General features: G+C 38.2%; 18 protein-coding genes. 9 read left to right on the plus strand and 9 right to left on the minus strand.

All coding sequences use genetic code 11. The features are described 5' to 3' along the window. Positions 1 to 667: 667 nt before the first annotated feature. The 4 genes from BMX11_RS01735 to BMX11_RS01750 all read left to right on the plus strand — a co-directional run bounded on the left by BMX11_RS01735 (position 668) and on the right by BMX11_RS01750 (position 7705). A complete protein-coding gene (locus BMX11_RS01735; protein ID WP_090880451.1) occupies positions 668 to 3331 on the plus strand; it encodes an alpha-L-rhamnosidase in 2664 nt (887 codons plus the stop codon). Between the two features lie 343 nt (positions 3332 to 3674). Then, the gene (gene clpB / locus BMX11_RS01740; RefSeq protein WP_090880454.1) at positions 3675 to 6275 is read left to right on the plus strand and encodes an ATP-dependent chaperone ClpB; all 2601 of its coding nucleotides are present in this window, start codon (positions 3675 to 3677) and stop codon (positions 6273 to 6275) included. A gap of 135 nt (positions 6276 to 6410) precedes the next feature. Further along, the gene (locus BMX11_RS01745; protein WP_139180109.1) at positions 6411 to 6977 is read left to right on the plus strand and encodes a hypothetical protein; all 567 of its coding nucleotides are present in this window, start codon (positions 6411 to 6413) and stop codon (positions 6975 to 6977) included. A 74-nt stretch (positions 6978 to 7051) separates the two neighbouring features. Continuing rightward, complete coding sequence (locus tag BMX11_RS01750; protein ID WP_090880460.1) at positions 7052 to 7705, plus strand: hypothetical protein; 654 nt, start codon at positions 7052 to 7054, stop codon at positions 7703 to 7705. Positions 7706 to 8072: 367 nt separating this feature from the next. Here BMX11_RS01750 and BMX11_RS01755 read toward each other — a convergent pair whose 3' ends face one another. After that, on the minus strand, positions 8073 to 9275 hold the full coding sequence (locus BMX11_RS01755) for an MFS transporter (RefSeq protein ID WP_090881181.1): 1203 nt from the start codon (positions 9273 to 9275) through the stop codon (positions 8073 to 8075). A 96-nt stretch (positions 9276 to 9371) separates the two neighbouring features. Between BMX11_RS01755 and BMX11_RS01760 the strand changes: the two genes are divergently transcribed. Further along, positions 9372 to 9929, plus strand: a complete 558-nt coding sequence (locus BMX11_RS01760) for an NADPH-dependent FMN reductase (protein ID WP_090880463.1) — start codon at positions 9372 to 9374, stop codon at positions 9927 to 9929. Between the two features lie 358 nt (positions 9930 to 10287). Further along, entirely contained in the window at positions 10288 to 10890 is a 603-nt protein-coding gene (locus BMX11_RS01765) for an outer membrane beta-barrel protein (protein ID WP_090880466.1), read from the plus strand. 79 nt (positions 10891 to 10969) lie between these two features. On the opposite strand, the gene BMX11_RS01770 is transcribed toward BMX11_RS01765, so the two are convergent. From BMX11_RS01770 to BMX11_RS01775, 3 genes are all read right to left on the minus strand, one after another. Beyond that, positions 10970 to 12619, minus strand: a complete 1650-nt coding sequence (locus BMX11_RS01770) for a M28 family metallopeptidase (RefSeq protein ID WP_090880471.1) — start codon at positions 12617 to 12619, stop codon at positions 10970 to 10972. Between the two features lie 268 nt (positions 12620 to 12887). Next, positions 12888 to 13049: a hypothetical protein gene (locus tag BMX11_RS24200; protein ID WP_175474446.1), complete on the minus strand. Its 162-nt coding sequence runs from the start codon at positions 13047 to 13049 to the stop codon at positions 12888 to 12890. Further along, positions 13039 to 15546, minus strand: a complete 2508-nt coding sequence (locus BMX11_RS01775) for a S9 family peptidase (protein ID WP_090880474.1) — start codon at positions 15544 to 15546, stop codon at positions 13039 to 13041. Before BMX11_RS01775 ends, BMX11_RS24200 begins: the two co-directional genes overlap by 11 nt. 177 nt (positions 15547 to 15723) lie before the next feature. On the opposite strand from BMX11_RS01775, the gene BMX11_RS01780 reads away from it, so the two are divergent. The 3 genes from BMX11_RS01780 to BMX11_RS01790 are packed head-to-tail and all read left to right on the plus strand — an operon-like array spanning position 15724 to position 18711. After that, complete coding sequence (locus tag BMX11_RS01780; protein ID WP_090880477.1) at positions 15724 to 16602, plus strand: polysaccharide deacetylase family protein; 879 nt, start codon at positions 15724 to 15726, stop codon at positions 16600 to 16602. Between the two features lie 52 nt (positions 16603 to 16654). Continuing rightward, entirely contained in the window at positions 16655 to 17512 is an 858-nt protein-coding gene (locus tag BMX11_RS01785) for a polysaccharide deacetylase family protein (RefSeq protein WP_090880480.1), read from the plus strand. A 38-nt stretch (positions 17513 to 17550) separates the two neighbouring features. Next, the gene (locus tag BMX11_RS01790) at positions 17551 to 18711 is read left to right on the plus strand and encodes an RsiV family protein (protein ID WP_090880483.1); all 1161 of its coding nucleotides are present in this window, start codon (positions 17551 to 17553) and stop codon (positions 18709 to 18711) included. Positions 18712 to 18898: 187 nt separating this feature from the next. Here the strand turns inward: BMX11_RS01790 and BMX11_RS01795 are convergent, their stop codons facing one another. From BMX11_RS01795 to BMX11_RS01815, 5 genes are all read right to left on the minus strand, one after another. Then, positions 18899 to 21025, minus strand: a complete 2127-nt coding sequence (locus tag BMX11_RS01795; RefSeq protein WP_090880486.1) for a polysaccharide lyase family 8 super-sandwich domain-containing protein — start codon at positions 21023 to 21025, stop codon at positions 18899 to 18901. A gap of 114 nt (positions 21026 to 21139) precedes the next feature. Next, positions 21140 to 21601: a GreA/GreB family elongation factor gene (locus tag BMX11_RS01800; protein WP_090880489.1), complete on the minus strand. Its 462-nt coding sequence runs from the start codon at positions 21599 to 21601 to the stop codon at positions 21140 to 21142. 23 nt (positions 21602 to 21624) lie between these two features. Then, a complete protein-coding gene (locus BMX11_RS24625; protein WP_245738554.1) occupies positions 21625 to 21831 on the minus strand; it encodes a hypothetical protein in 207 nt (68 codons plus the stop codon). Positions 21832 to 22000: 169 nt separating this feature from the next. After that, positions 22001 to 22573 carry a nitroreductase family protein gene (locus tag BMX11_RS01810; RefSeq protein WP_090880492.1) on the minus strand — a complete coding sequence of 191 codons (573 nt, stop codon included), beginning with the start codon at positions 22571 to 22573 and terminating at the stop codon, positions 22001 to 22003. A 237-nt stretch (positions 22574 to 22810) separates the two neighbouring features. After that, positions 22811 to 23371 (minus strand): hypothetical protein, encoded by a 561-nt coding sequence (locus tag BMX11_RS01815; protein ID WP_090880495.1) that lies wholly within the window; start codon positions 23369 to 23371, stop codon positions 22811 to 22813. Positions 23372 to 23723 lie beyond the last annotated feature (352 nt).

Consider the following 23723-nt stretch of genomic DNA (forward strand, 5'->3'; position numbering starts at 1 on the left):
GCCTTGCTTAACTTGGCCTTAATGCCTTAATGTTAGCGCCACCTAAACCACCTATATATTAACAAGATAACCATTAAAGCTTCTATTATCTTATCTGGCTTACATGGTTAAAATTTTCACCATATAAGAAATGTAAGCACTTGTAAGTTACCAGGCGATTCCCGGGTTGTAGCTCCACATCTTAGCATTGGTTATGCCTTGCTTAACTTGGCCTTAATGCCTTAATGTTAGCGCCACCTAAACCACCTATATATTAACAAGATAACCATTAAAGCTTCTATTTATCTTATCTGGCTTACATGGTTAAATTTTTCACCATATAAGAAATGCAAGCAGCTATAAGTTTCCAGGGTTGTAGCTTCAGATTTTAGCATTAGTTAAGCCTTGCTTAACTTCCCTAAACGCCTTAATATTTGCTCCCCCCTAAATACCTTTCTTTTAACAAGATAACCATTCAAACTTCTATTTATCTTATCTGGCTTACATGGTTAAAATTTTCATCATATAAGAAATGTAAGCAGCTATAAGTTTCCAGGCGCTTCCCTGGTTGTAATCTCCACTATGCACCAACTCAATACTGCCCCAAATAACCTGAGTAAAAATTCCATTGCGCTTCTTTCACAGCCTGTAAATTTTGATACCTTAGTTATTAGAATAACCATCAACTATGAATTTAACATCATTACGCCAAGCCATTCTACTTTCTTTTCTTTTAACCACCGTTAATAGTTTTGCCCAATCTACAGTAAACAATCCCCAAACAGAATACCTTAAAAACCCAATTGGGTTGGACAATGCAAGCCCACGATTAACCTGGCAAATGCAAGACCAGCGCCAGGGTGCAAAACAAACTGCTTATCGCATTCTGGTAGATACCGATTCTCTTGCACTCATCCGTTCAGAAGGAAGAACATGGAACACGGCGTGGGTTAAATCACCTGCTCAGCTTGCTATTTTTTCTGGCCAACAACTAAAACCTTTTACCAAGTATTATTGGAAGGTAGATATTGCCAATGACCAAGGTAAGAAAACAACCAACACCCCAATTTCGAGCTTTGAAATGGGCATGATGGAAATCGAAAACTGGCAAGGATCGTGGATTTCAGACACTGAAAATATTAAGTTAAAACCTTCCCCCTATTTCAGGTATACATTCAACAGCAAAAAAAAGGTTAAATCAGCAAGAGCATACATCGCTGTCGGTGGACTTTATGAACTTTCTATTAATGGAAAAAAAATAGGCAACCACCGCATGGACCCCATGTATACCCGTTTCGACAGAAGAAACCTGTATGTTACCTATGATGTGACGCAGGAAATAACTTCAGGTAAAAATGCAATTGGTGTTTTACTGGGTAATGGTTGGTACAATCATCAATCTACTGCGGTATGGTATTTCGATAGAGCACCATGGCGTAACAGACCGGCTTTTTGTCTGGATGTAAGAATTACCTATGAAGATGGCTCAATAGAAACCATTAAATCGGGTAAAGATTGGAAAACCGAATTAAGTCCGGTTATTTTTAACAGCATTTATACCGCAGAGCACTACGATGCCCGACTGGAGAAAAAAGGCTGGAATACAGTTGATTTTGATGATACCAAATGGAAAGATGTGATTTATCGTTCAGCACCCTCCAACAATATTGTAGCACAAACCCTCCACCCCATTCGAAATGTAGAAGAGATTAAGGCCAAAAATGTTCGCAAATTTAATGATACTACCTACCTGTTTGATCTCGGCAGAAACATTTCTGGTGTAAGTAAAATTACTGTTGACGGCCCTGAAGGCACTACTCTGCGTCTTAAACATGGAGAAAGACTTTATCCCAACGGACATGTTGATATTTCAAATATTGATGCACATTACAGGCCTACTGATAATACAGATCCCTTTCAAACCGACATCATCGCGTTAAGCGGAAAAGGCAACCAAAGTTTTATGCCACACTTCAATTATAAGGGTTTTCAATATGTAGAAGTGACTAGTAGTAAGCCTGTTAATTTAAGTGTAAATAGCTTAGTGGGTTATTTTATGCACAGCGATGTACCAGTTATTGGTTCAATCAATGCTTCAGAACCCATTATCAATAAGATTTATTACGCCACCAACAATTCTTACTTGTCTAACCTGTTTGGCTATCCAACCGATTGTCCGCAAAGAGAGAAAAATGGCTGGACCGGAGATGCACAAATAGCCATAGAAACCGGCCTGTACGGGTTTGACGGTATCACCATTTACGAAAAATGGTTAGCCGATCACAGAGACGAACAACAACCTAACGGCGTTTTACCCTCCATTATCCCAACAGACGGCTGGGGATATGAATGGGGCAACGGCCCTGATTGGACCAGTACCATTGCCATTATCCCATGGAATGTTTATCTGTTTTATGGAGATACAAAGATCTTAAAAGATAACTACGAGAATATTAAGAAATACGTCAATCATATCGACGAAGCTTACCCAAGTGGTTTAACTACCTGGGGTTTGGGCGATTGGATTCCAGTGAAATCAAAATCACCTGTAGAACTGACCTCCACCTGCTATTATTATGCTGACGCGGTAATTCTGGCCAAAACAGCTAAAATATTGGGTAAAACAGCCGATTATGAAAAATATACCGCGCTTGCCGAAAAAATCAAAACGGCTTTTAATGCCAAGTACCTGAATAAACAAACCGGAATTTACGCTACCGGAATACAAACCGAAATGAGTGTTCCTCTTTATTGGGGAATTGTACCTTCAGAGAGCAAGGCTTTAGTAGCGAAAAACCTGGCCAAACGGGTAGAAGCAGATGGTTTCCATTTAGATGTAGGTTTATTGGGTACAAAGGCCATATTAAATGCATTAACAGAAAATGGCTACAGCAATGTCGCTTATAAAGTGGCGGCCCAAAAAACCTATCCCAGCTGGGGCTGGTGGATGGAAAATGGTGCTACTACACTTTATGAAAACTGGCCGATTGATGCTAAATCGGATATTTCTATGAACCACATCATGTTCGGAGAAATTGGTGCATGGTTATATAAAGGTATAGGCGGAATTAAACCATCTGAAAAACAGCCGGGCTTTAAACATGTTCAAATTAACCCTCAGGTAGTAGCAGGATTAAACTTTTTTGAGGCCAGTCATACCGGTCCTTATGGTAAAATTGTTGCCAATTGGAAGCGTGATGGCGAGAAGATTCAATTCGAAATCATCATTCCTGCTAACTCGTCGGCTACGTTTCAGGTGCCGGGGAAAGGAAGCACGATGGTAAATGGCAAAATTACGAATGATCAGCAAATAGAATTATCATCAGGTAAACATATCATCATTTGGGAATAAGTATATGAATATAAAGCACCTTTCCTCCTAATCGTAAATAACACTAATACTGATACATAGCTTATAAGACTAACCCTTGGTCCGTGACTCACGGACCAATAAAACTTCCTCGATCAAATCACTTCCCCATAAACCAACCCCTTGGTCCGCGACTTTCGGACCAATAAAACACCCTCGATCAACTGGCTCACGGACCAATAAAACAAATCATCCATTCAGACAAAATTTCAGTACAACAACCTATATATCAGCCATTTATTCATAACATTAAAAATTATACCGACAAAATTTCCGATTCTAAAAGCAAAATTGCCATGGCATTTGTTTTGATTAAAAGCTGAATATGAACTTCAACAATTTTACAATCAAAGCCCAGGAAGCGATTCAACAGGCTTCTGAAATAGCGCAAGGCAATCAGCAACAAGCTATTGAGACAGCACACCTGTTAAAAGGTTTGCTTACTGTTGATGAAAACGTAGTTTCTTATGTATTAAAGAAGCTTAACGTTAACTTAAACATCCTGAACCAAAACTTAGATACTGAGATTACGAAATTTCCGAAGGTAAATGGCAGCAATGTATATCTATCTTCCAATACCAATAGTGTGCTTCAAAAAGCGCAATCCTTTTTAAAGGAATTTAAAGATGAGTTTGTATCTGTAGAGCACCTGTTATTGGGCATTTTAGCAGTAAACGATAACACTTCAAAGCTTTTAAAAGAACAGGGTGTTAACGAAAAAGACCTAAAAAAAGCCATTATTTCCCTTCGTGGAGATAATCGGGTAACCGACCAGAATGCAGAAGCCACTTATCAGGCATTGGGGAAATATGCCCGTAACCTGAACGAATATGCCGAAAGTGGTAAACTCGATCCGGTAATTGGCCGTGATGAAGAGATTCGTCGCGTTATCCAGATCTTATCAAGAAGAACTAAAAACAACCCCATTCTCATTGGCGAACCCGGTGTGGGTAAAACAGCCATTGCTGAAGGTATTGCCTTTAGAATTATTAAAGGAGACGTTCCGGAAAACCTAAAATCTAAAGTAGTTTACTCTTTGGATATGGGTGCCCTTATTGCAGGTGCAAAATATAAAGGTGAATTTGAGGAACGGTTAAAGGCTGTTGTTAAAGAGGTTACGCAAAGCGATGGAGAAATTATACTCTTTATAGACGAGATACATACCTTAGTAGGTGCAGGAGCTGGTGAAGGTGCAATGGATGCCGCAAACATCCTTAAACCGGCATTGGCGCGCGGAGAACTTCGTGCCATTGGAGCCACAACTTTAGACGAGTATCAAAAATACCTGGAGAAAGACAAAGCTCTAGAGCGCCGTTTTCAAAAAGTAATGGTTAACGAGCCCGATACACAGGATGCCATTTCTATTCTTCGTGGATTGAAAGAACGTTATGAAACCCACCACAAAGTGAGGATTAAAGACGAAGCCATCATTGCAGCTGTAGAAATGAGTCAGCGCTACATCTCTGATCGTTATTTACCAGATAAAGCTATCGACTTAATGGACGAAGCAGCTTCAAAACTTCGTTTAGAAATGGATAGTGTGCCAGAAAACGTAGATGCACTTGACAGGGAGATAATGCGCTTAGAAATCGAACGTGAGGCCATTAAAAGAGAAAAGGACGATAAAAAAGTTCAGGACCTGACTCAGGAAATCGCCAATTTATCCGCAGAGCGGGATGAATTAAAGGCAAAATGGCAGGGAGAAAAAGACCTGGTTGACAACATCAACAATCAGATTGAGCAAATTGAACAATATAAGTTAGAAGCAGATCAGGCAGAACGTGCCGGAGATTATGGTAAAGTAGCCGAAATCCGTTATGGCAAAATCAAAGAAGCGCAAGATACGGTAGAAAAATTAAAAGCAGACCTCGAAAAGCAACAGAGCACAAGCAGAATGTTGAAAGAAGAAGTAACCGCTGATGATATTGCAGGGGTAGTTGGCCGCTGGACAGGTATTCCCGTAACCAAGTTAATTGCCAGTGAAAGAGAAAAATTGTTAAACCTGGAAGCTGAATTACATCAACGTGTAGCCGGACAAGATGAGGCTATTGAAGCAATCTCTGATGCCATCCGCCGTTCTCGTGCAGGTTTACAGGATAAACGTAAGCCCATTGGTTCTTTCATTTTCTTAGGCACTACAGGTGTAGGTAAAACGGAGTTAGCTAAGGCCCTTGCAGAGTTCTTATTTAACGATGAAAATGCCCTTACCCGAATTGACATGAGCGAATACCAGGAAAGACATGCCGTTTCCCGCTTAATTGGAGCGCCTCCTGGGTATGTGGGTTATGATGAGGGCGGACAATTAACAGAGGCCGTGAGACGTAAACCTTACTCTGTGGTACTACTTGATGAGATTGAAAAGGCACACCCTGATGTATTCAATATTTTGCTACAGGTACTGGATGATGGTCGTTTAACGGATAATAAAGGTAGAACGGTGAATTTTAAGAACACCATTATCATCATGACTTCCAACATTGGAGCACATCTGATTCAGGACAACTTTAAAGATTTAAGTGATGAAAACCGCGATGAAGTAATTGCCAAGACCAAAAGCGAATTGTTTGAGGTGCTAAAACAAACCATCAGGCCAGAATTTTTAAATAGAATTGACGAGCTGATCATGTTTACCCCTCTAAATCGCAATGAGATTAGAGACATTGTAAGTTTACAATTTAAGCATGTACAACACACGCTTGCAGAAATGGGCATAGAGATGGAAGCCAGCGATGAAGCTTTAGATTGGTTGGCTCAATTGGGTTACGACCCTCAATTTGGAGCAAGGCCTTTGAAAAGAGTGATCCAAAAAAGAATCTTAAATGAGTTGTCGAAAGAGATATTGGCGGGAAAGATAGATAAAGACAGCAAAATTAAGCTGGATATGTTTGACCATCAGTTTGTATTTATTAACCAAAACGATGAATAACACATTCCAAAAAGATCCCGTAGATTAGTTTCTACGGGATTTTTTCGGTTTCCTTGTGTAACTAATATAATAGTTTGTTTGCTTGTTTTTTCTTTGGATAATCATTAATATTGATTACACACAAGAAACACACAAATGAAAACTTTACTATTAACGATAAGGCATTTCTTGCCCTATCCGAGAAATATTGCAGCAATATTTCTCCTCTTTTGTACCATTAATGCCCATTCGCAAACGGAAAAACTGTATTCCTGTATAAGTGATAACGGTGAGGCCAGTATTACACTTAATATTGAAGGGATCGATGTTGACATTACGAATGGCAGAATTCATGTATATCCCAAACGCAACACCGATGTAGGATATATAACCTCAAATTTCTATCCCGAGATCAAGGGAAACATTTCAGCAATTGGCAATACAACCATCAGCTATGTTACCAGTAACTTTTATCCAGAAATTCACGGAAAAATATCAGCCATAGGTAACACTTCTATAACCTACTATACAGGAAATTTTTATCCGGAGATAAAAGGAAAGTTGAAATCTGTAGGAAGTGTAACTTTTGAATATTATACTGGCGATTTTTACCCAGAAATAAAGGGTAAGGTTAAATCTATAGGCGCACAAACTATAACCTATTACACTGGCGACTTTTATCCGGAACTTAAGGGTAAGGTAAAGGCTATTTCGGAAGGTTAACCAGTTTAGTAAATCCAATTTTCAATTAACGTACTTCAACTGAAGTACATCCTTAAACGCTATGCTCATCAACCATGAAAACTATATTATTGGTTATGATTGCCCTATGCATCGTAACATTGCATACCCATGCACAAACTGAAAAAGGAAAAGGATTTATTGGAGGTAGTTTTAGTTTTGGTACTTCCAAACAAAATAACTCCACTCCCAGCCTTAATACTTTAACCCTAACGCCTCAAGGCGGATACTTTTTAGCCAATAATCTGGCCATTGGTTTGGCTCTTCCATTAAACCTTTCTAAGCTTCGGGGCTTGAATTATACGGTTTGGGATGATGAACAGGGCTTTTATGTAGACACTTATGGCCCTAAGGAATTTAGTTTTGGCATTTCTCCCTTTATCCGAAAGTACATTGATGTTAAAAAGAACCTGAAATTCTTTGCTCAAGCCAACCTGCTGATGCAGATTAATACGTTTAACCGGATAGATGATGAAGGATATTTGATTCGCACCGATGCCAAAATTAAAGGTTTAGGCGCAAGTGCGAGTCCGGGGTTTGCCTTTTTTATTAATCGCCATACCAATCTGGAATTTTCTTTCCCCGTAGTTACCTTCTTTCACCAAAACTACTATGATGCCGAATCAATGTACAATTTTGACAGGAAGAATAATTTAAGATTTGCACTGGATAATTTCACACCAACATTTGGCATTAATTATCAGTTTTAATGGTGTAAATCCAGTCACAAATGTATTTTAACAACAAGAGGTTGCGTTATAAAGATCGATTGTCATCCTTGAGCTTCCCGATATAGAATCTGGCCAAGTTGTCTAAGGAGTTTATTAAGTGTTATGAGGACGTTTCCAATGCTATTAACTTAAGGAAAAAACTAAAATGGATTGTCATCATCCTGAGCCTGTCGAAGGGCAATTCATTTTAGTTTTCGACTTATTAAAAAAGTCTTCGACTACTTATCCCGGTTTCACATCGGGAAGCTCAGACAGCGTTAGCTAAACTTAACAGCATTGAGGACGTTTCGACAGGCTCCACGCCACAGCTTTGAATAGAGTTTGGTTTATGAAACAGCCTCTTGTTTTATTTCTTTTTGGCTTCAATATTGGGCAAAAATCCTGTGAGCAAACCAATAAGCGGCAAAAATGCACAAATATTAAAAACATACTCAATACTGGTAGAATCTGCCAGTTTACCCAATAGCGCCGAACCAATCCCGCCCATTCCGAAGGCAAAACCGAAAAACAAACCTGCTACCAACCCAACTTTACCTGGAATAAGTTCTTGTGCATACACTAAAATAGCGGAGAACGCGGAAGCTAAAATCATCCCAATAGGCACAATTAATACACCGATCCAAAATAAACTGGCGTGCGGTAATAGCAATGCAAAAGGGGCCGTTCCTAATATAGATGCCCAAATCACATACTTCCTCCCGATTCTATCTCCGATAGGCCCACCCAATAAAGTTCCCGCAGCTACAGAAAAAAGAAATACAAACAAATATATCTGTGAAGTTTGCACAGAAACATGAAACTTATCAATCAAATAAAAAGTAAAATAATTGGTTAAACTAGCCATGTAAAAGTACTTGGAGAAAATGAGCAAGAGTAAAATTACTACCGAGAATATCACTTTACCTTTAGAGAATTTATTCACAACACTTTGGATGTTGATCTTTTTTGCACGAGCTGCAATAAAGCCTTTATACCAGGTGCCAACATAACTCAAAATCAAAATAGCCAGTAATGCAATGACGGAGAACCAGATCACACTAAACTGCCCGTAAGGAACAATGATCCAGGCTGCAAGTAAAGGCCCTAAAGAGCTTCCTGCATTTCCTCCCAGTTGAAAAACAGATTGTGCCAATCCTCTTTTGCCTCCTGATGCCGCATGAGCCATCCTGGAGGCTTCAGGATGAAATATGGATGACCCTATACCGATAAAGGAAACTGAAATAAGCATGGTATAGAAATGCGTAGATTGGGAAAGGGTTACTAATCCAATTAAAGTAAAGCCCATACCCACAGCTAAAGAATAGGGTTGTGGTTTTTTATCGGTGTATAACCCTACAAAAGGCTGTAATAATGATGCAGCTAGCTGGAAGGTTAGCGTAATTAAACCAATTTGAGAAAAGCTTAAATGATAATTTGTTTTTATAATCGGATATATAGCAGGAATTAAAGATTGAATGGTATCATTGAGCAAGTGAGAAAAACTTAATGCAAAAAGGATAGGAAAAACGGTTTTTTCAACTAAGTTTTGGGTAGATGTATTTTCAGACATAAATGAGGTATTTAAAACAAAGGTAACCATTTAATTTTTTTTGCGTGATGACAAAACTGAACCCAAACTTTTTAACGACTAGTTGGTTTGATCTTTATGGAAAAGAATAAAAAAATCGTTGGTTTATGCGGTAGCCTGAGAAAAGGGTCATATAATGCCATGTTACTTAAGGTGGCTGCCAGCCTGCTTCCAAAGGATATAGATTTTGAAATCGCTCATTTCGATGATATTCCTGTATATAATGCAGACCATGATTTACCTGCAGTTGAACAACGCCCTGATAGTGTAACTCAATTCAGAGCCATCCTGGCTTCTGCAGATGCCTTCATCATTGTATCTCCAGAATATAATTATTCTATCCCTGGCGGATTGAAAAATGCCATAGACTGGGCAAGCAGAGGTAAAGACTCGCCCATGCTACATAAACCTGTTGCGGTTATGGGCGCAACCCAAGGACAGTGGGGAACAGTGAGAATGCAAACGGCTTTTCTTCCTGTTTTTACCTTCTTAAATATGAATCCTGTTTTACAGCCAGAAGTACTGATTGCCCAGGCTCAAAATAAATTTGACGAGGAAGGAAATTTAACAGACGAAAGAACCATTCAAATTATCAGGCAAAAACTTGATCACCTCATAAAAGCATCCAAGGTTTAAAACCATCTTGATCAAATGCCTTCTTTCCTGACACAACCCAGTGATTGCGTCCAGTATTCCTGACACAAAATCTGCCAAAAATGCTACATTTTAAATCTGACATTTCTACAAAAAAAGTCAGGTTGTCAATTTGACACGCCTAAAAAATTAATCATCACTTAACTTTTTGGTCACAGGAAAATAATATTGAATTAACATCAATTTCTTATGTATTTATCAACTAATGAGTTAGCCAAAATCTGATTTTTTGATGACTTAAAGAATGTTTTTTGGCACAAGTGTTGACTTTTAGCCAAATATAGTCAGACATTAAAAAAGTAAAATTGACTATATAATTAACAAATAAATATATAATAAGATGAAAAAACTATTATTATCATTAGTAGCAGTTGCAGGTTTAGTTTACAGTGCAAACGCACAAACAGAAAAAGGAAAATTTATGTTAGGTGGTAACGTAGGTTTCAACTCTACAAAAGTAGATGGAGCTCCTAAAGCTGATATTAATTTCAGTGTTATTCCTAGTGTTGGATATTTTGTTGGAAACAACTTTGCAGTAGGTACTGGTGTTGGTTATACTTATGAAAAATCAGTAAGTGGAAGAACTCAAGAGGGTGCTTTCGAAGTAGCTCCTTTTGGCCGTTACTATGTTAACTTAACTGATCAATTCAAATTCTTCGGTCAGTTATCAGTTCCTTTGGCTTTTGGTACTCAAAAAGCTGTTGATGCAAACGGAGATACTGGTGCTAAATTAGGTACTACTACTTCAATTGGCGTTAACGTTGCTCCAGGTTTTGCTTTCTTCCCTACTAAAAGAATCGGTATTGAAGTTTCAGTTAATGGCTTAGGTTATGAAAACTACCAGGTTAAAAACGAAGCAACTGGTGCTAAAGTAAAAAGCAACTCATTTGGTTTAGAAGCAAACACATTTGCACCTAAATTGGGTGTTATGTTCCACTTCTAGTATTGAAGACAATTTTTGTCTTTAAATCTACTTGACTTTTTTTACAAGATCGCCCTGCCCAAAGCAGGGCGATCTTGTTTTATTTCTTTTCTCTGATGGCTTTAAACTCAGAACCATCCTTCCATTTAGGATACAACTCGCCTTTACTGAGCTGATACCCCATATCAAAAAGCAATCTTTCATCTTCAATAATGCCCGATAAATCCCAGGTTTTGGCATCAAAGTTATCTTGTGGAGAATGATAACGTTGCTTGGTAAAATCTGCTACCTGTTTTAAGCCCCAATCTCTTCCATTCTTAACATTATCTACTCCAGATCCAGTAAATAGGGATGGTACACCTACTTTAGCCAGATTGAAATGATCTGATCGGTAATACAAGCCTGATGATGGAACTGGATCAGGAACAATTACCCTTCCTTGTTTTTTAGCAGCAGCAGCGGCTAAATCTTCTAATTCAGATTGCCCGTAACCATAAACGACTACATCTTTGGTTTTACCTGCAATCCCCATCATGTCCATATTGATGTTGGCTACCGTTTTATCTAAAGGTAACACAGGATGTTTGGCATAATATTCAGAACCCAACAAGCCTTGCTCCTCTCCGGTATAGGAGATAAATACGATGGTACGCTCGGGTTTCTTATTCAGTTTTTTAAAAGCACCGGCTATTTCTAACAAAGAAGCCACACCGGTAGCATTATCTACAGCACCATTATAAATAGAATCGCCCTGAACCTTTTCTCCGATGCCTAAATGATCCCAATGGGCAGAATAAATAATAGATTCATCCTTTTTAGACTCACCAGGAATACTGGCTAAAACATTAAAGGATTTAGATTTTTTAATCAAAGTTTTAATGCCAACTGAAGCAGATAACCCTAAATCTACAGCCTTGAAACCTTTTTCCCGGGCTTTAGTAAATAAAATATCTGATTGTCCGGCAAGCTTTAATAATTTCTTAGCTACATCCAGGGTTATCCAGCCTTCTACAACTGCCCTTCCCATATTATTATCAGCTGCCTCTAACTGTAACTTGGATTTAGTCCAACCACTTCTAACTACGCTCCACGGATAGGCAGCAGGTTCGGTATCATGAATAATCAAAATTCCTGTGGCACCTTGTCTCGCTGCTTCTTCAAATTTGTAGGTCCAACGGCCATAATAGGTCATGTTCTTGCCTTTGAACAAGTTTTCCTCAGCAAATCCGGGATCATTAATCATCACCACCACAGTCTTACCTTTAACATCCAAACCAGCATAGTCATTCCATCCATATTCCGGTGCCACAATGCCATAACCTGCAAATACCATAGGCGAATTATTTATACTTACTTCATTCTGCACACGACGCGTACCTGCTACAAAATCAGTCAGATAATTTAATTCAACTGAGCCTGATTTTCCTTTGATAATCATCTTTTCATCCGGGTTAGACTTGATCTCTACCATTGGCACCTCCTGAAAATAACTTGTACCATTACCAGGCGCCAACCCCAATTTCTTGAACTCATCAGCTAAATAGTTAATAGTTTTCGTTTCTCCATTGGTAAAAGGTTTTCTTCCTTCAAACTCGTCTGAAGCTATTTTAGTCATATACCTCATCAAAGAGGAATCGTTTACACTTTTAATCGCTAAAGAATCGGGGTTATCAGAATTTTCTGTAGCAGATTGTTTACAGGAGGAGATGCAAATTGCAAATGCAGATAGGTAAAGGATTGTTTTCTTCATTTGGGATAAATTTTGGAAGGTAATTTAAGGTTTTTTAATGAGTAAGCTATCTTGGGCGGTCGTCATTCTCTTAAAGGAGGCAATCTTAATTCAGTTAGCCTTTCTGGTTGTAGCGTCTCCAATGCTTTAAACTTAAGCTAAATGCTGTCAGTTCGAGCTTCCCGATTTGAAATTGGGACAAGCAGTCGAAGACCTTCTTAATAAGTCGAAAACTAAAATGGATTACCCTTCGACAGGCTCAGGATGACAATCCATTTTAGCTTTCTCCTTAAATTAACAGCATTGGTAGCGTCTCTCTACGATCTAATAATCTCTTTTTATTCATCGCCGGAAGGGCTCCTCCTCGACGCAAAGCCACTACTGGAGAAAGATCCAGCTGATAAACAAAATGCCTTTCAGTTACGAAAGGCATTTTGTTCTTATTTACCATTTTTTTCAATCTCCCGATCCATTTCCACCACATCTACATCACTTGGTTCAGAAAAATCACCAAGGAGATACTTATTGAAGTGATCTGCCAGTTTCCAGAAAGCATATTCTGTCATATCTCCGAAACCATGGCGCTGCCCCGGAATGAGCAGAAAATCAAAACGTTTACCCGCTTTCATTAAGGCATTGGCTACACGGATAGAATTGGCAGGATGTACATTATTATCCACATCACCATGCATTAACAACAAGTGTCCTTTTAGGTTTTTAGCCAAATCAGGGTTTTTATCGATGCTATATTTAAAGGAAGTATCCCCTTTCAAAGAAATAATTTCTTTTACTCCATGGTGTTTTTCACTCCACCAGCGGTTATAAATGCTATTATCATGATTTCCGGCATTAGAAACCGCAGCTTTAAAGAAATCTGGATACACTAACATAGCTGCTGTCGACATAAAACCACCACCCGAGTGACCTGTTATACCTACTTTTTGTTCATCAATAAATGCATACTTAGCCGCCAATTGTTCTACAGCCGTCTTTTTATCAGCCAATCCATAATCACGTAAGTTTCCATATCCATAAGTATGGTACCATTTAGAACGAGATGGATTTCCGCCACGATTACCCACCGTAATTACGATATAACCGAATTGCGCTAAACGTTCGGTACGATCCATGCTCTTACTAAAAGCCTTATTTACAGCCTCTGTTTGCGGACCCGGATATACATATTCAATAATCGGATATTTCTTATTGGGATCGAAATCGAAGGGCTTATACATTACGCCATATAAATCGGTAATACCATCATCGGCCTTTACTTTAAATGGTTCTGGAAATTTATAACCAGCCGTCATTAATAACGACAAATCTGTTGTTTCCAGCTCCATTACTTTTAAGCCATTGGTATTGTATAAAGTAGCTTTAGGCGCAGTATTCACTCTAGAATAGTTATCAACGAAATAGGTATTGTTATCATTCAGGCTAGCTACATGGTCATAATCACCCGCATTAAGCAATTTAAGATTAGAACCATCAAAATTTACTTTGTAGAGATGTAGATAATATGGATCTTCCTTTCCTTCCCGCCCATTTGCGGTGAAGTAAAGCACCCTTTTCTTTTCATCAATATTTACAATACTTTCGCAATGGAAAGCGCCTTTAGTGATTTGATTTTTCAGCTTACCATTTCCGTCAAACAGGTAAAAATGCGCCCAACCATCACGCTCACTCCAGTGAATTAACTCATTGCCATCGTTTACTAATCCCGGACGGTTAACCTCTACATAAGTATTAAACCTTTCATCTATTAAAGGCTTCACCACATTGGTATTAATATCAACGGTACAAATATCAATGCGTTTTAAATCCCGGCTGGTGCGGGAAAAATAAAACCTACTATTGTTTCCCAACCAAACTGATGGGCGGAACTCATTATCCCGGTCTTTATTTAAGGCAGGTTTGCTCCAAACAGAAACACTTTGGTCTTTGAATGCAGAAACATTTAATTTTCGGTACGATTTAGCACCAAAATCGAACAATAAAAGTTCATCTTGCGGTGCTTCAGCTTCACCAGGCATCTGGTATTTATAAGTTTCTAATGTAGGGCGACCGGGAGTAACACTGTTAATTACCCATAAATCTTTAACCTTCCGGGCATCTGTACGATCTAAAATGAAATATTTTGCATTAGGCGACCATAAAACATAAGCGCCACGACGCTTCTTGTTATTTTTTTCATTCTCCACATTATTTTCACCATCGCCATCACTTCCATAAGAATAGAACTTTATACCATCCTTTGTTAACTGATGTTCAACAATGGTACTGTCATCTTCATTTTTAACAGCCTTTTTATAGTTCTCCTTATCCATCCAGTAAAGATTATAGTTGCGGGAGAAAATAATGGCAGAAGAATCGGGCGCTACAGAGCCCCAGCTTGGTTTAGGTTTGGGTTTACTAAAATTAGGTATCTCTGTCAGCTTTGCTGATGCCAGTTCATATTTAAATGAGAAGATTTTTTTCTGCATCGAATCCGCAGCTTTTTTATCCTTTCTATCCTTCTTTAACTCATCAATAGTACTTTTTACTTCAAAAGTGACACTCTTCTCGTCGGTACTAAACTTGAGGTTTTCTAAAGGCAGATGTTCTGCATCAAAGGGATCACGAACAATCAGGGTAATATCTGATGCCAGCTTGGCATTATCAAACAAGAGCTTCTTGCTCTTCGCCGAAGGATCTACCAAATACCAGAATTTTCCTTTGGGTGTTTCAAAGTTATACCAAAATCTGTTGCTTAATTTTAACCAATGCGGATCTACCGAAGTAGAATACACCATTTTCTTTAATTTATTTGGAGAAAAGCGTGCAGCCAGTTGATAATTGGCTTTGGGCTGAGGCTGAACTTGCTCAGTTAAGGTAAAAGTTTTGGTTTGTGCTAAAGCGGCTAGCCCCATAAACTGAGCAGCTGTTAATAGTCTGTAAAATTTATTCATTTAGGGTTGGTTTGAATCGGCTAAATTATTCAAAACCCAAGGATTACGATCCGAAAATTTGTAATAAATGCGATAGTTTTGTGAGATTTTCATCCTTTTAAATAATTATCAACACCAATTCTATTTTTCAGAAAATAGTTGCGGGATTTTATAGTTTTGTAAACATATATCAGAACTATGAAGTACAAATTCTTAAGCATCATATCGGCGGGGATAATCTTATTCACCAGCTGTCAGTCCAAATCGCAGGCAGAAAATGCAAGTGTTCAGGATTCCACCTCTCAAACAACTAAAAATCAAGCAGAAACAGAACCAGCAATCGATGTTTCTAAAATAAAAGTAGCTGATGCCAAAACTATCTTAGCGCGCAAACAGGTTCCTATTTTGTGTTATCACCAGGTAAGAAACTGGAAACCTACCGATGGAAAAGTAGGGAAAGATTATATTGTTGAAATACAAAACTTTAAAGATCAGATGAAAATGCTGGCCGATAGCGGCTACCATACCATCTTGCCTGATCAGCTATATGCTTATCTGAATACGGGCGCTAAATTACCTAGCAAACCTATCATGCTTACTTTTGACGATACAGACATGGATCAGTTCACAGTTGTTCGCCCGACATTAGATAAATACGGTTATAAAGCAGTTTATTTCATCATGACCGTTTCTATTGGTAGAAAAGGGAAATTTGTTGATTATATGACCAAAGAGCAGATTAAGCAACTATCTGACGAAGGAAATGTAATCGGCAGTCACACGTATGACCATAAAAACTTCAAAAAATATGCTGGAAAAGATTGGGAAGAACAGTTAGATAAGCCGACTAAAAAGTTAGAAGAGATTACAGGGAAAAAGATGACTGAGTTTGCTTATCCATTTGGTTTATGGAATGCAGAAGGCATCCCTGAATTGAAAAAACGTGGATTTAGAATGGCTTATCAGTTATCTACCAAACGTGATGAGAAAGATCCTCTATTCACTATTCGTAGAATTATTGCCAGTGGTTACTGGAGTCCGAAAACGTTAAGCAACAGCATTAAAAATAGTTTCTAATTTGATTGCCGCAGGTAGTTTCTGCCTGCGGTTTACTCTCCTTCTTATAACAATGAAAAGATACCTGTATCTTGCCGCATTAGCGCTCCCACTCTTAAACGCCTGCCAGTCCAATACGGCTAAAGAAAGCCCTAAAGATACCCAAACCACAAAAGCACATACAATTGTTTCCAAACGCGAACCAGCAGATAATAAAACCATCATGGCGCGCAGAGAGGTTCCTGTATTGTGTTACCATCAAATCAGAGAAGCCACTGGAAGTGATAGTAAAAGAGCGCATGATGATATTATTTCGCCAACTAAATTTAGAGAGCACATTAAAATGTTGGCTGATAGCGGTTACCACACCATTCTTCCCGATCAACTTTATAATTATCTGGTTTATGGCGCTGAACTTCCGCAAAAACCTATCATGATTACCTTTGATGATACCGATTTGGATCAATTTACCATTGGCGCAACAACTTTAAAAAAGTATGGCTACAAAGGTGTTTATTTCATCATGACGGTTTCCATTGGAAAAAAAGGAAGAATTGGTTACATGAGCAAAGAACAGATCAAACAATTATCTGATGAAGGAAATACCATAGCGAGCCATACCTACGATCATAAAAACTTTGCGCAGTTTACAGATGAAGACTGGAAAACTCAAATAGATGAACCAACCAAAAAGCTGGAAGAAATTACAGGAAAAAAAATCGAGTACTTTGCCTATCCTTATGGTGTTTACAAAGCCTCAACACTTCATAAATTAAAGGAACATGGTTTTAAAGCCGCTTTCATCCTTTCTACCGCCAGAGATGAAAATTATCCACTGTACACCATCAGGAGAATTATAGATCCAGGAAGATATACTGCAAAAAACCTTTACTACAGTATTAACAAAAGCTTTAATAAAGTCAAACAATAAAGGCTAAAAATTATTTAATAAGTACATATTTATCTACTATGAAAAAACTTATTTTATTTAGCGCCCTTGGATTATTGGCCCTCACAGCTTGTAATCGAAACAAAAGTAGTCAATCAAGCACCGAAAGTGGTGATAGTACAAAGGCCATTGTGGCTGATTTACCCGAAAAATTCTATAAAAGATTAGAAGGTGAGATTGCAGGAAAACACGTGGTAATGAATCTTGAAAAAATCGAGTACGATTATTCTGGCTCCTATTATTATGATGGTTCCTGGTTAAGTCTTGCTATTGATACCATTATTGGAAAAGATAGCATTGTTTTAACCGAAACCCCAACTGAAGGTTATGAATACAACGAAAAAGTTATACCTAATACACTAGCACTTAAATGGACAGGCAATGGTTTTAGCGGCAAATGGACCAGTGGAAACAAAGATAAGAGCTACAACATCGCACTTACTGAAAAATATCCTGCTGGCAGTTATCCATTCGAGATTAGTACTTATGCTGATTCTGCAAAGGCTTTCCCAAATAAAGACAACTCTCCCTCGGCAGAAATTGGACTCAAAGTACTAACTACCACCGGAAAAACGCCTGCTGATAGCTGGATAAATAAGCAACTACAAAAGGCAGCAGGGCTTAAAGAAGGGCAAACTTCCTGGGAGGCGGGATTAAAAAGCTTAACTCAAAACTATCTTAAAGAATACCAGAAAAGTGTTAAAGAACTGGCTCGAGAGGGGGATAATTATAACTTTTTAAATTATAGTAACCATACCAATCAAAGTATCGTATACAATGATCGTAACTATGTGATTGTAGAGCAATTAGATGACGATTACAGTGGTGGTGCGCATGGCAATTACGCCAGTAACTTCTACTGTTTGGATGTAAAAAGTAATAAGAAGCTCACCCTTAACGACGTAACCCATGCAGATACGTTAATTCTCCAACAACTATTGGAAAAAAACCTACGCAAACAATATCACGTAAAAAGTGGGGATCAGTTAAACACTGTGCTTTTCGATAACTACCTAAAACCGAATAAAAACTTCTATTTCAATAATAATGGCTTAGCATTTCTGTATAACCCATACGAGGTGGCTAGCTATGCACATGGCCAAATTATTGTGTTTATCCCCTTTAGTGAATTAAAGGGATATTTAAATCCGAGCTTTGCCCAGCGGATGAATATTAAGTAAAAAGGAGGCAGTATTATCAATTAGACTTGTTAATCCTGAGCTTGTCGAAGGATTGACAGAAAGTGCATTTAAAGCATTTCGACAACTTGTCCCGATTTTACATCGAAAAGCCCAACGTGATAATGTTGAAGAGATTAACCGATTGATGATACAGCCTCTTTTTTGTCACAAATCTATTTAATGGATTTTACTTGAGATTAACCCGACTGCTTACCCCATTCAGTTCATAATCTGCAAATTTGAGTTCTTGTGTGGGATCGTTATAAATTACAGTAGGTTTTCCATTCTGCGTTTTATACTTAATGAGGAAAAGTCCTGGCTGTTTGGTTTTTAGTGTACCATTAAATGGTAGTTTCACCTCGCCCGCTTTTAAAGTTGAGATTAATACTGCCCTTTCTTTAATTAAAAAGATCACTTGTAAATCTTTGGTATTGGATAATATTTCAACAGATTTAACATCAAATGCAGCTGTTTTTTGCTCAGTGGCAGCTGGTAAAATAAAATATTGATAGGCTGAATTTTTCGGTTGCAGCCCATGGTCTATCCATAAAGAAAGAACACTATCTTGGCCCTTCACATCTATTGGATAAGATCGCATAATATCAGACCAAAGCCCACTTTTCAGCTCATCACGTGCAGCTACTTTTGGCGCATTTAGAACAATGTATCCCGTTTGATCACTAAAAAAACGGGTATCCTGCACAGCATCAATATCCAAAGACTTTACTCCTACCCATGTTTTATTTTTCAAGTGCTTTAACTCGCCTCTTTTTAAACGCTGATCTATAGCTGTTGTAACTATACTTGCACTATCTGTAGCAATACCGGCACCTAAACAGAGCACAAAATCATCTGTAAACAAATATGATTTTAAAGCTGAAAGCTTATCGCGCTTAAGCTGCATAGTTGTTAAACCAATGTTACCATCATTTACATTACCAACAAATGATGCATGATTTCTATTTCCCTCAGTGGCCCCATTAAGCGGAAGCTGAGTTTCATATGCAGTAACTCCGGGAACTTTTCTCCAGTCCCAGAGTGGAAAAACATCCTTGTATTCACTGCCATCGATATAGGTATAAATTGCCCCATCGCCAATGTAAAACCCTTTAAGGTTATCGCCATTAAGCGATTCGGCACCAATAATACGCGAAGATGCCATTTTGAGCGAAGCCATCCATTTCGGACGACGAGCAACGGTCTGATCGGAGTTCCAAAAATGATAAACACCTTGTAAATCAGGACTTCCTTTAACAGTTAAAAAACCTTTGTTTAAAAAGTTGCTGTATTTGTCTTTGTTTTTTGCATCAGCATAACGCAGTCGGTTTGCAGCAAAAGCGGCAGAAAGTGCTTTAAATTCCTGTGCATGCCTAAAAAATTGCCTACCCAACCCGTTAACATCTAAAAAACCTTTCCAAATTACACGTTGATACCCCTGGGTAATTAAATCTGCAAGAATATCAAGCTTAGGCTGATCAATAGCTAAAGTAGTACCGGAAAAAATTTTGCCCCAAAAGCCCATATCAGAAATAAACGCAGCCCCATAATTTCCAAATTGTTGTTGCGCACCATGTTGATGAAAGCTGTGATCGATCTGTATTCCTTCTACACTCCCATTTCTAACGATTTGAGCGGCAATGGAGTCTCTCCCTTGTTTTACCAACTGCATATTATTTTGCAAAAGCCCTCGCATTAACACATTTCCAGATTGCCAAACCATGTTTTGCCCGGTTCCAACAATTTTAGAGTTTAACATCACAGTTACAGCTTCCTCTTTTTCGCTTACACTTAATTGATCTTCTACCAATAGAAATACTGCTCCCAATGCCTTGGGTACACCAATTTGATTATACCACCAATTTCTACAAACCAGTTTACTTTTAAACCAGTACTGTAACGACTGATGAATTCTGTCTATCAACGCTTTGGAATGGTAATAAGATGAACCTTTCTGATTGTATACTTTTGCCAGCATAAAAGTACGTTGGGTATGAACAAAAGGCTTCCAACCCGATAAGCTTTTGTCTGCGTAGTCAATATCGCTCCAGGAACCATCAGCATTTGAATGACTTAACAGTTCACGTATTTCTGCCTCGGTACGGGGATAACGCTGCATTAACTCAACCACTATCTGATCTGAAGATATCGTTTCCCGAGGTATTGTTTTTAATATGTTGATTAAATCTTCGTCTCCTTCTGATAAAATACCACTTACAAAATTCTTTTTTAAGGTTTCAATTTCACCAGCACAAAGCTGATGTACTGAACTTATTGTAAACAGGAAGAAAAACAATACATGAAATTTAAATTTCATTTGGTTAGCATTTGAAAGGGTTCATTGATTTACGAAGATTGGATAATTTATAAGAAGAAAAGTAATTTTATTTCACTTAAGTGCTTAAAAACGGATACAACGTAATTTCAATCGTTATAAAATTTCTTTTACAGCGTATTCTTTCCCATTAAATTTAAAGCTTTCGCCTATTTTTTTTCCCATTAAGGCCTTTCCAATGGGTGCTGCCTGAGAAATCGCATAGTACTTCTGCCCTGCAATAAGTAACTCTCCGGCACTGATACTGATATAGAAACTTCCTTCAGAAGTGATGACTAAACTTCCATTTTTAGAAATATTGGCGGCTTCTATGTTTTCTATCTGTTGCAAAGCGATCTTCTGCTGCCCTGCTTCATACAAAAGTTTGCTATTCCGATCCATTTCCTGTTGCATCATTTCACGGGTAGTTTCATATTTATCGCCCGCACTACTCTTGGTATCATCATTTGATGCTTGCCGGGCTTGTTGCAGTGAATATTCAATGTTCTCTATTCTTTTTTGAATAAAGCTTAAGCAAAGCTGATAGAGTTGTGCTTTTAATGTTGTTGTTTTAGACATGTATGTAAGTAAAATCTTTGGGTTTATGTGCGAAGTACCACAGCTTTCGCCATAATAGATTCAATTTTATTTTTTGGAATATCCTGCGCTGGGTCGATTAATAATATCTTCATTTTAGCTCTTTTTTCCTGTATTAAATCTTCGTGATCAATTAGATTACCATCTACCCAACCAATGTAAGGTTGAAGAAACTTCTTATGGATCCATAAGGTAACAGAACATCTTCCCATTTAGGTAATACATTGGCATACCATATTTCCAATGTTCGGTAACGCCGTCATGCAACAGAAAAAAACCGCGCAGATATTGCAGGCAACTTTTAATGGGTTCTGCTTTTTGCTCAAAAAATTGATCTAGCGGATTTAGCATAAACTAAAGACTCTGAACTCCAGACTGAGCTTAAGATTCAAGGTAACGTACTTTCTCTTCAATAGGTGTTCTATTCGCTTCCCAGGGTTTTTCATTATGATAGCCCATGTAGAAGAGCCCAATGCATTTTTCATTTTCAGAAAGGCTCAAAAAATCTCCGAGGAAATCAATTAATGGAGGAGAACTCCAGTAAGCGCCAACCTTTAAACTTTCGGCAGTTAAAGCCATATTCTGAACTGCACTGGCTACAGCGGCTAACTCCTCCCACTCCGGAATCTTTCCGCTTACCTGCATATTGATGGCAATAATACAATCGGCCTGACCCGTTTTCTCAGCGAAACTATCAAACTTCTTTTGCAGAAATTGATGTGAAGGAACCTGCTCCTGATAAATTTTACCCAGTTCTGCTCCTAACCTGGCCTTTGCACCCTTTCTAATTACTACAAAACGCCAGGGTTGAGTTAATTTATGTGTAGGGGCATAATTGGCACTTGCTAAAATCTGGTTGATCACCTCAACAGGGATTTCCTTTTTGATATAACTTGCAGGAAAAATACTGCGTCGCTCTTTTATTATTTTGGACAGGGTTTCGTATGCACTCATGGGATAAATATAAGGTAAAAGGTTAAAGGTATAAAGATGAAGGTATCGGCAGTATAATGTTTTTACGCTTTAATGTTATTTGATTAGCTATTTTGATGCCTCTTCGTGCCTAAAAATATATTCTCTCAATCAATTCAATTCTTTACTTTCATCTCGACACTTGCTACTTTATACTAAATACTCGATACTTTATACTAGATACTTGATACCTGATACTAGATACCTGATACTTTGTATTCAATTCTTAAAACTACCCCTTAGCTGCTTCCTGATTTGTTTCACCTTGGCAAAGAAAGCAATACTTTCCTTATCAACCAGAAAGTCAATCGTTGCAATAAGTTCATCTTTTATCCAGGGGTGTTTAGGAATGAAGTTCGCCAGTATATTTAAACAATGTGACTTCACTGCCACTGGAATTTGATCGCTGATGAGCCAACTGAAAACCATTTCTACTATTTGATCGGTATTATAATCTCCCATGATTTTCTTCACCTGCATTGTTGCTTTTTTATGCGTTAAAAAGGCTAAAATCTTCACATAGTGGCGCAAAGCTGATGAATTGGTTTGAGTAGGAAATTTCTCTAAGAAGTAGTCAATATGCGGCAAAAATCGCTCCAGGTGACTGGAATAAACATTTTCTAGTATCCAGGCCGCCCGAAATCCAATCTGCTCATCGGCACAAAAGCTTAAATCAATGAGTTCCTTTACTGAATAACCACCCTCTGCCGCAATAGCTGCAAGTTTTTCTACCTTAGTTTTTTGCAGGGTAACTTTTATAACATCGTGAAGAAGTTGCATACAAATGGGCAATAATCTATGAGGCCTAAATTAATAATTTTATTATTCATTACACCCATGGTCCGTGCCCCACGGACCATTTACCAATAACCTAATCAATCTTAACCTTATTAAAATTACAGCATATGGTCTGTGTGTATCCCCCATGGTCCGTGACCCACGGACCAGTTACAAGGATCAATAACCAAATCGATTTAAACAAACTAAAATTACAGTATATGGTCTGTGTGTGTACCCCATGGTCCGTGACCCACGGACCAGTTACAACGATCAATAACCAAATCGATCTTAACCTTAGTAAAATTACAGTATATGGTCTGTGTGTCACAGACCATGGGTTTACCGTATAAGA

It is taken from the genome of Pedobacter rhizosphaerae (genome assembly GCF_900111155.1).
GTDB lineage: Bacteria > Bacteroidota > Bacteroidia > Sphingobacteriales > Sphingobacteriaceae > Pedobacter > Pedobacter rhizosphaerae.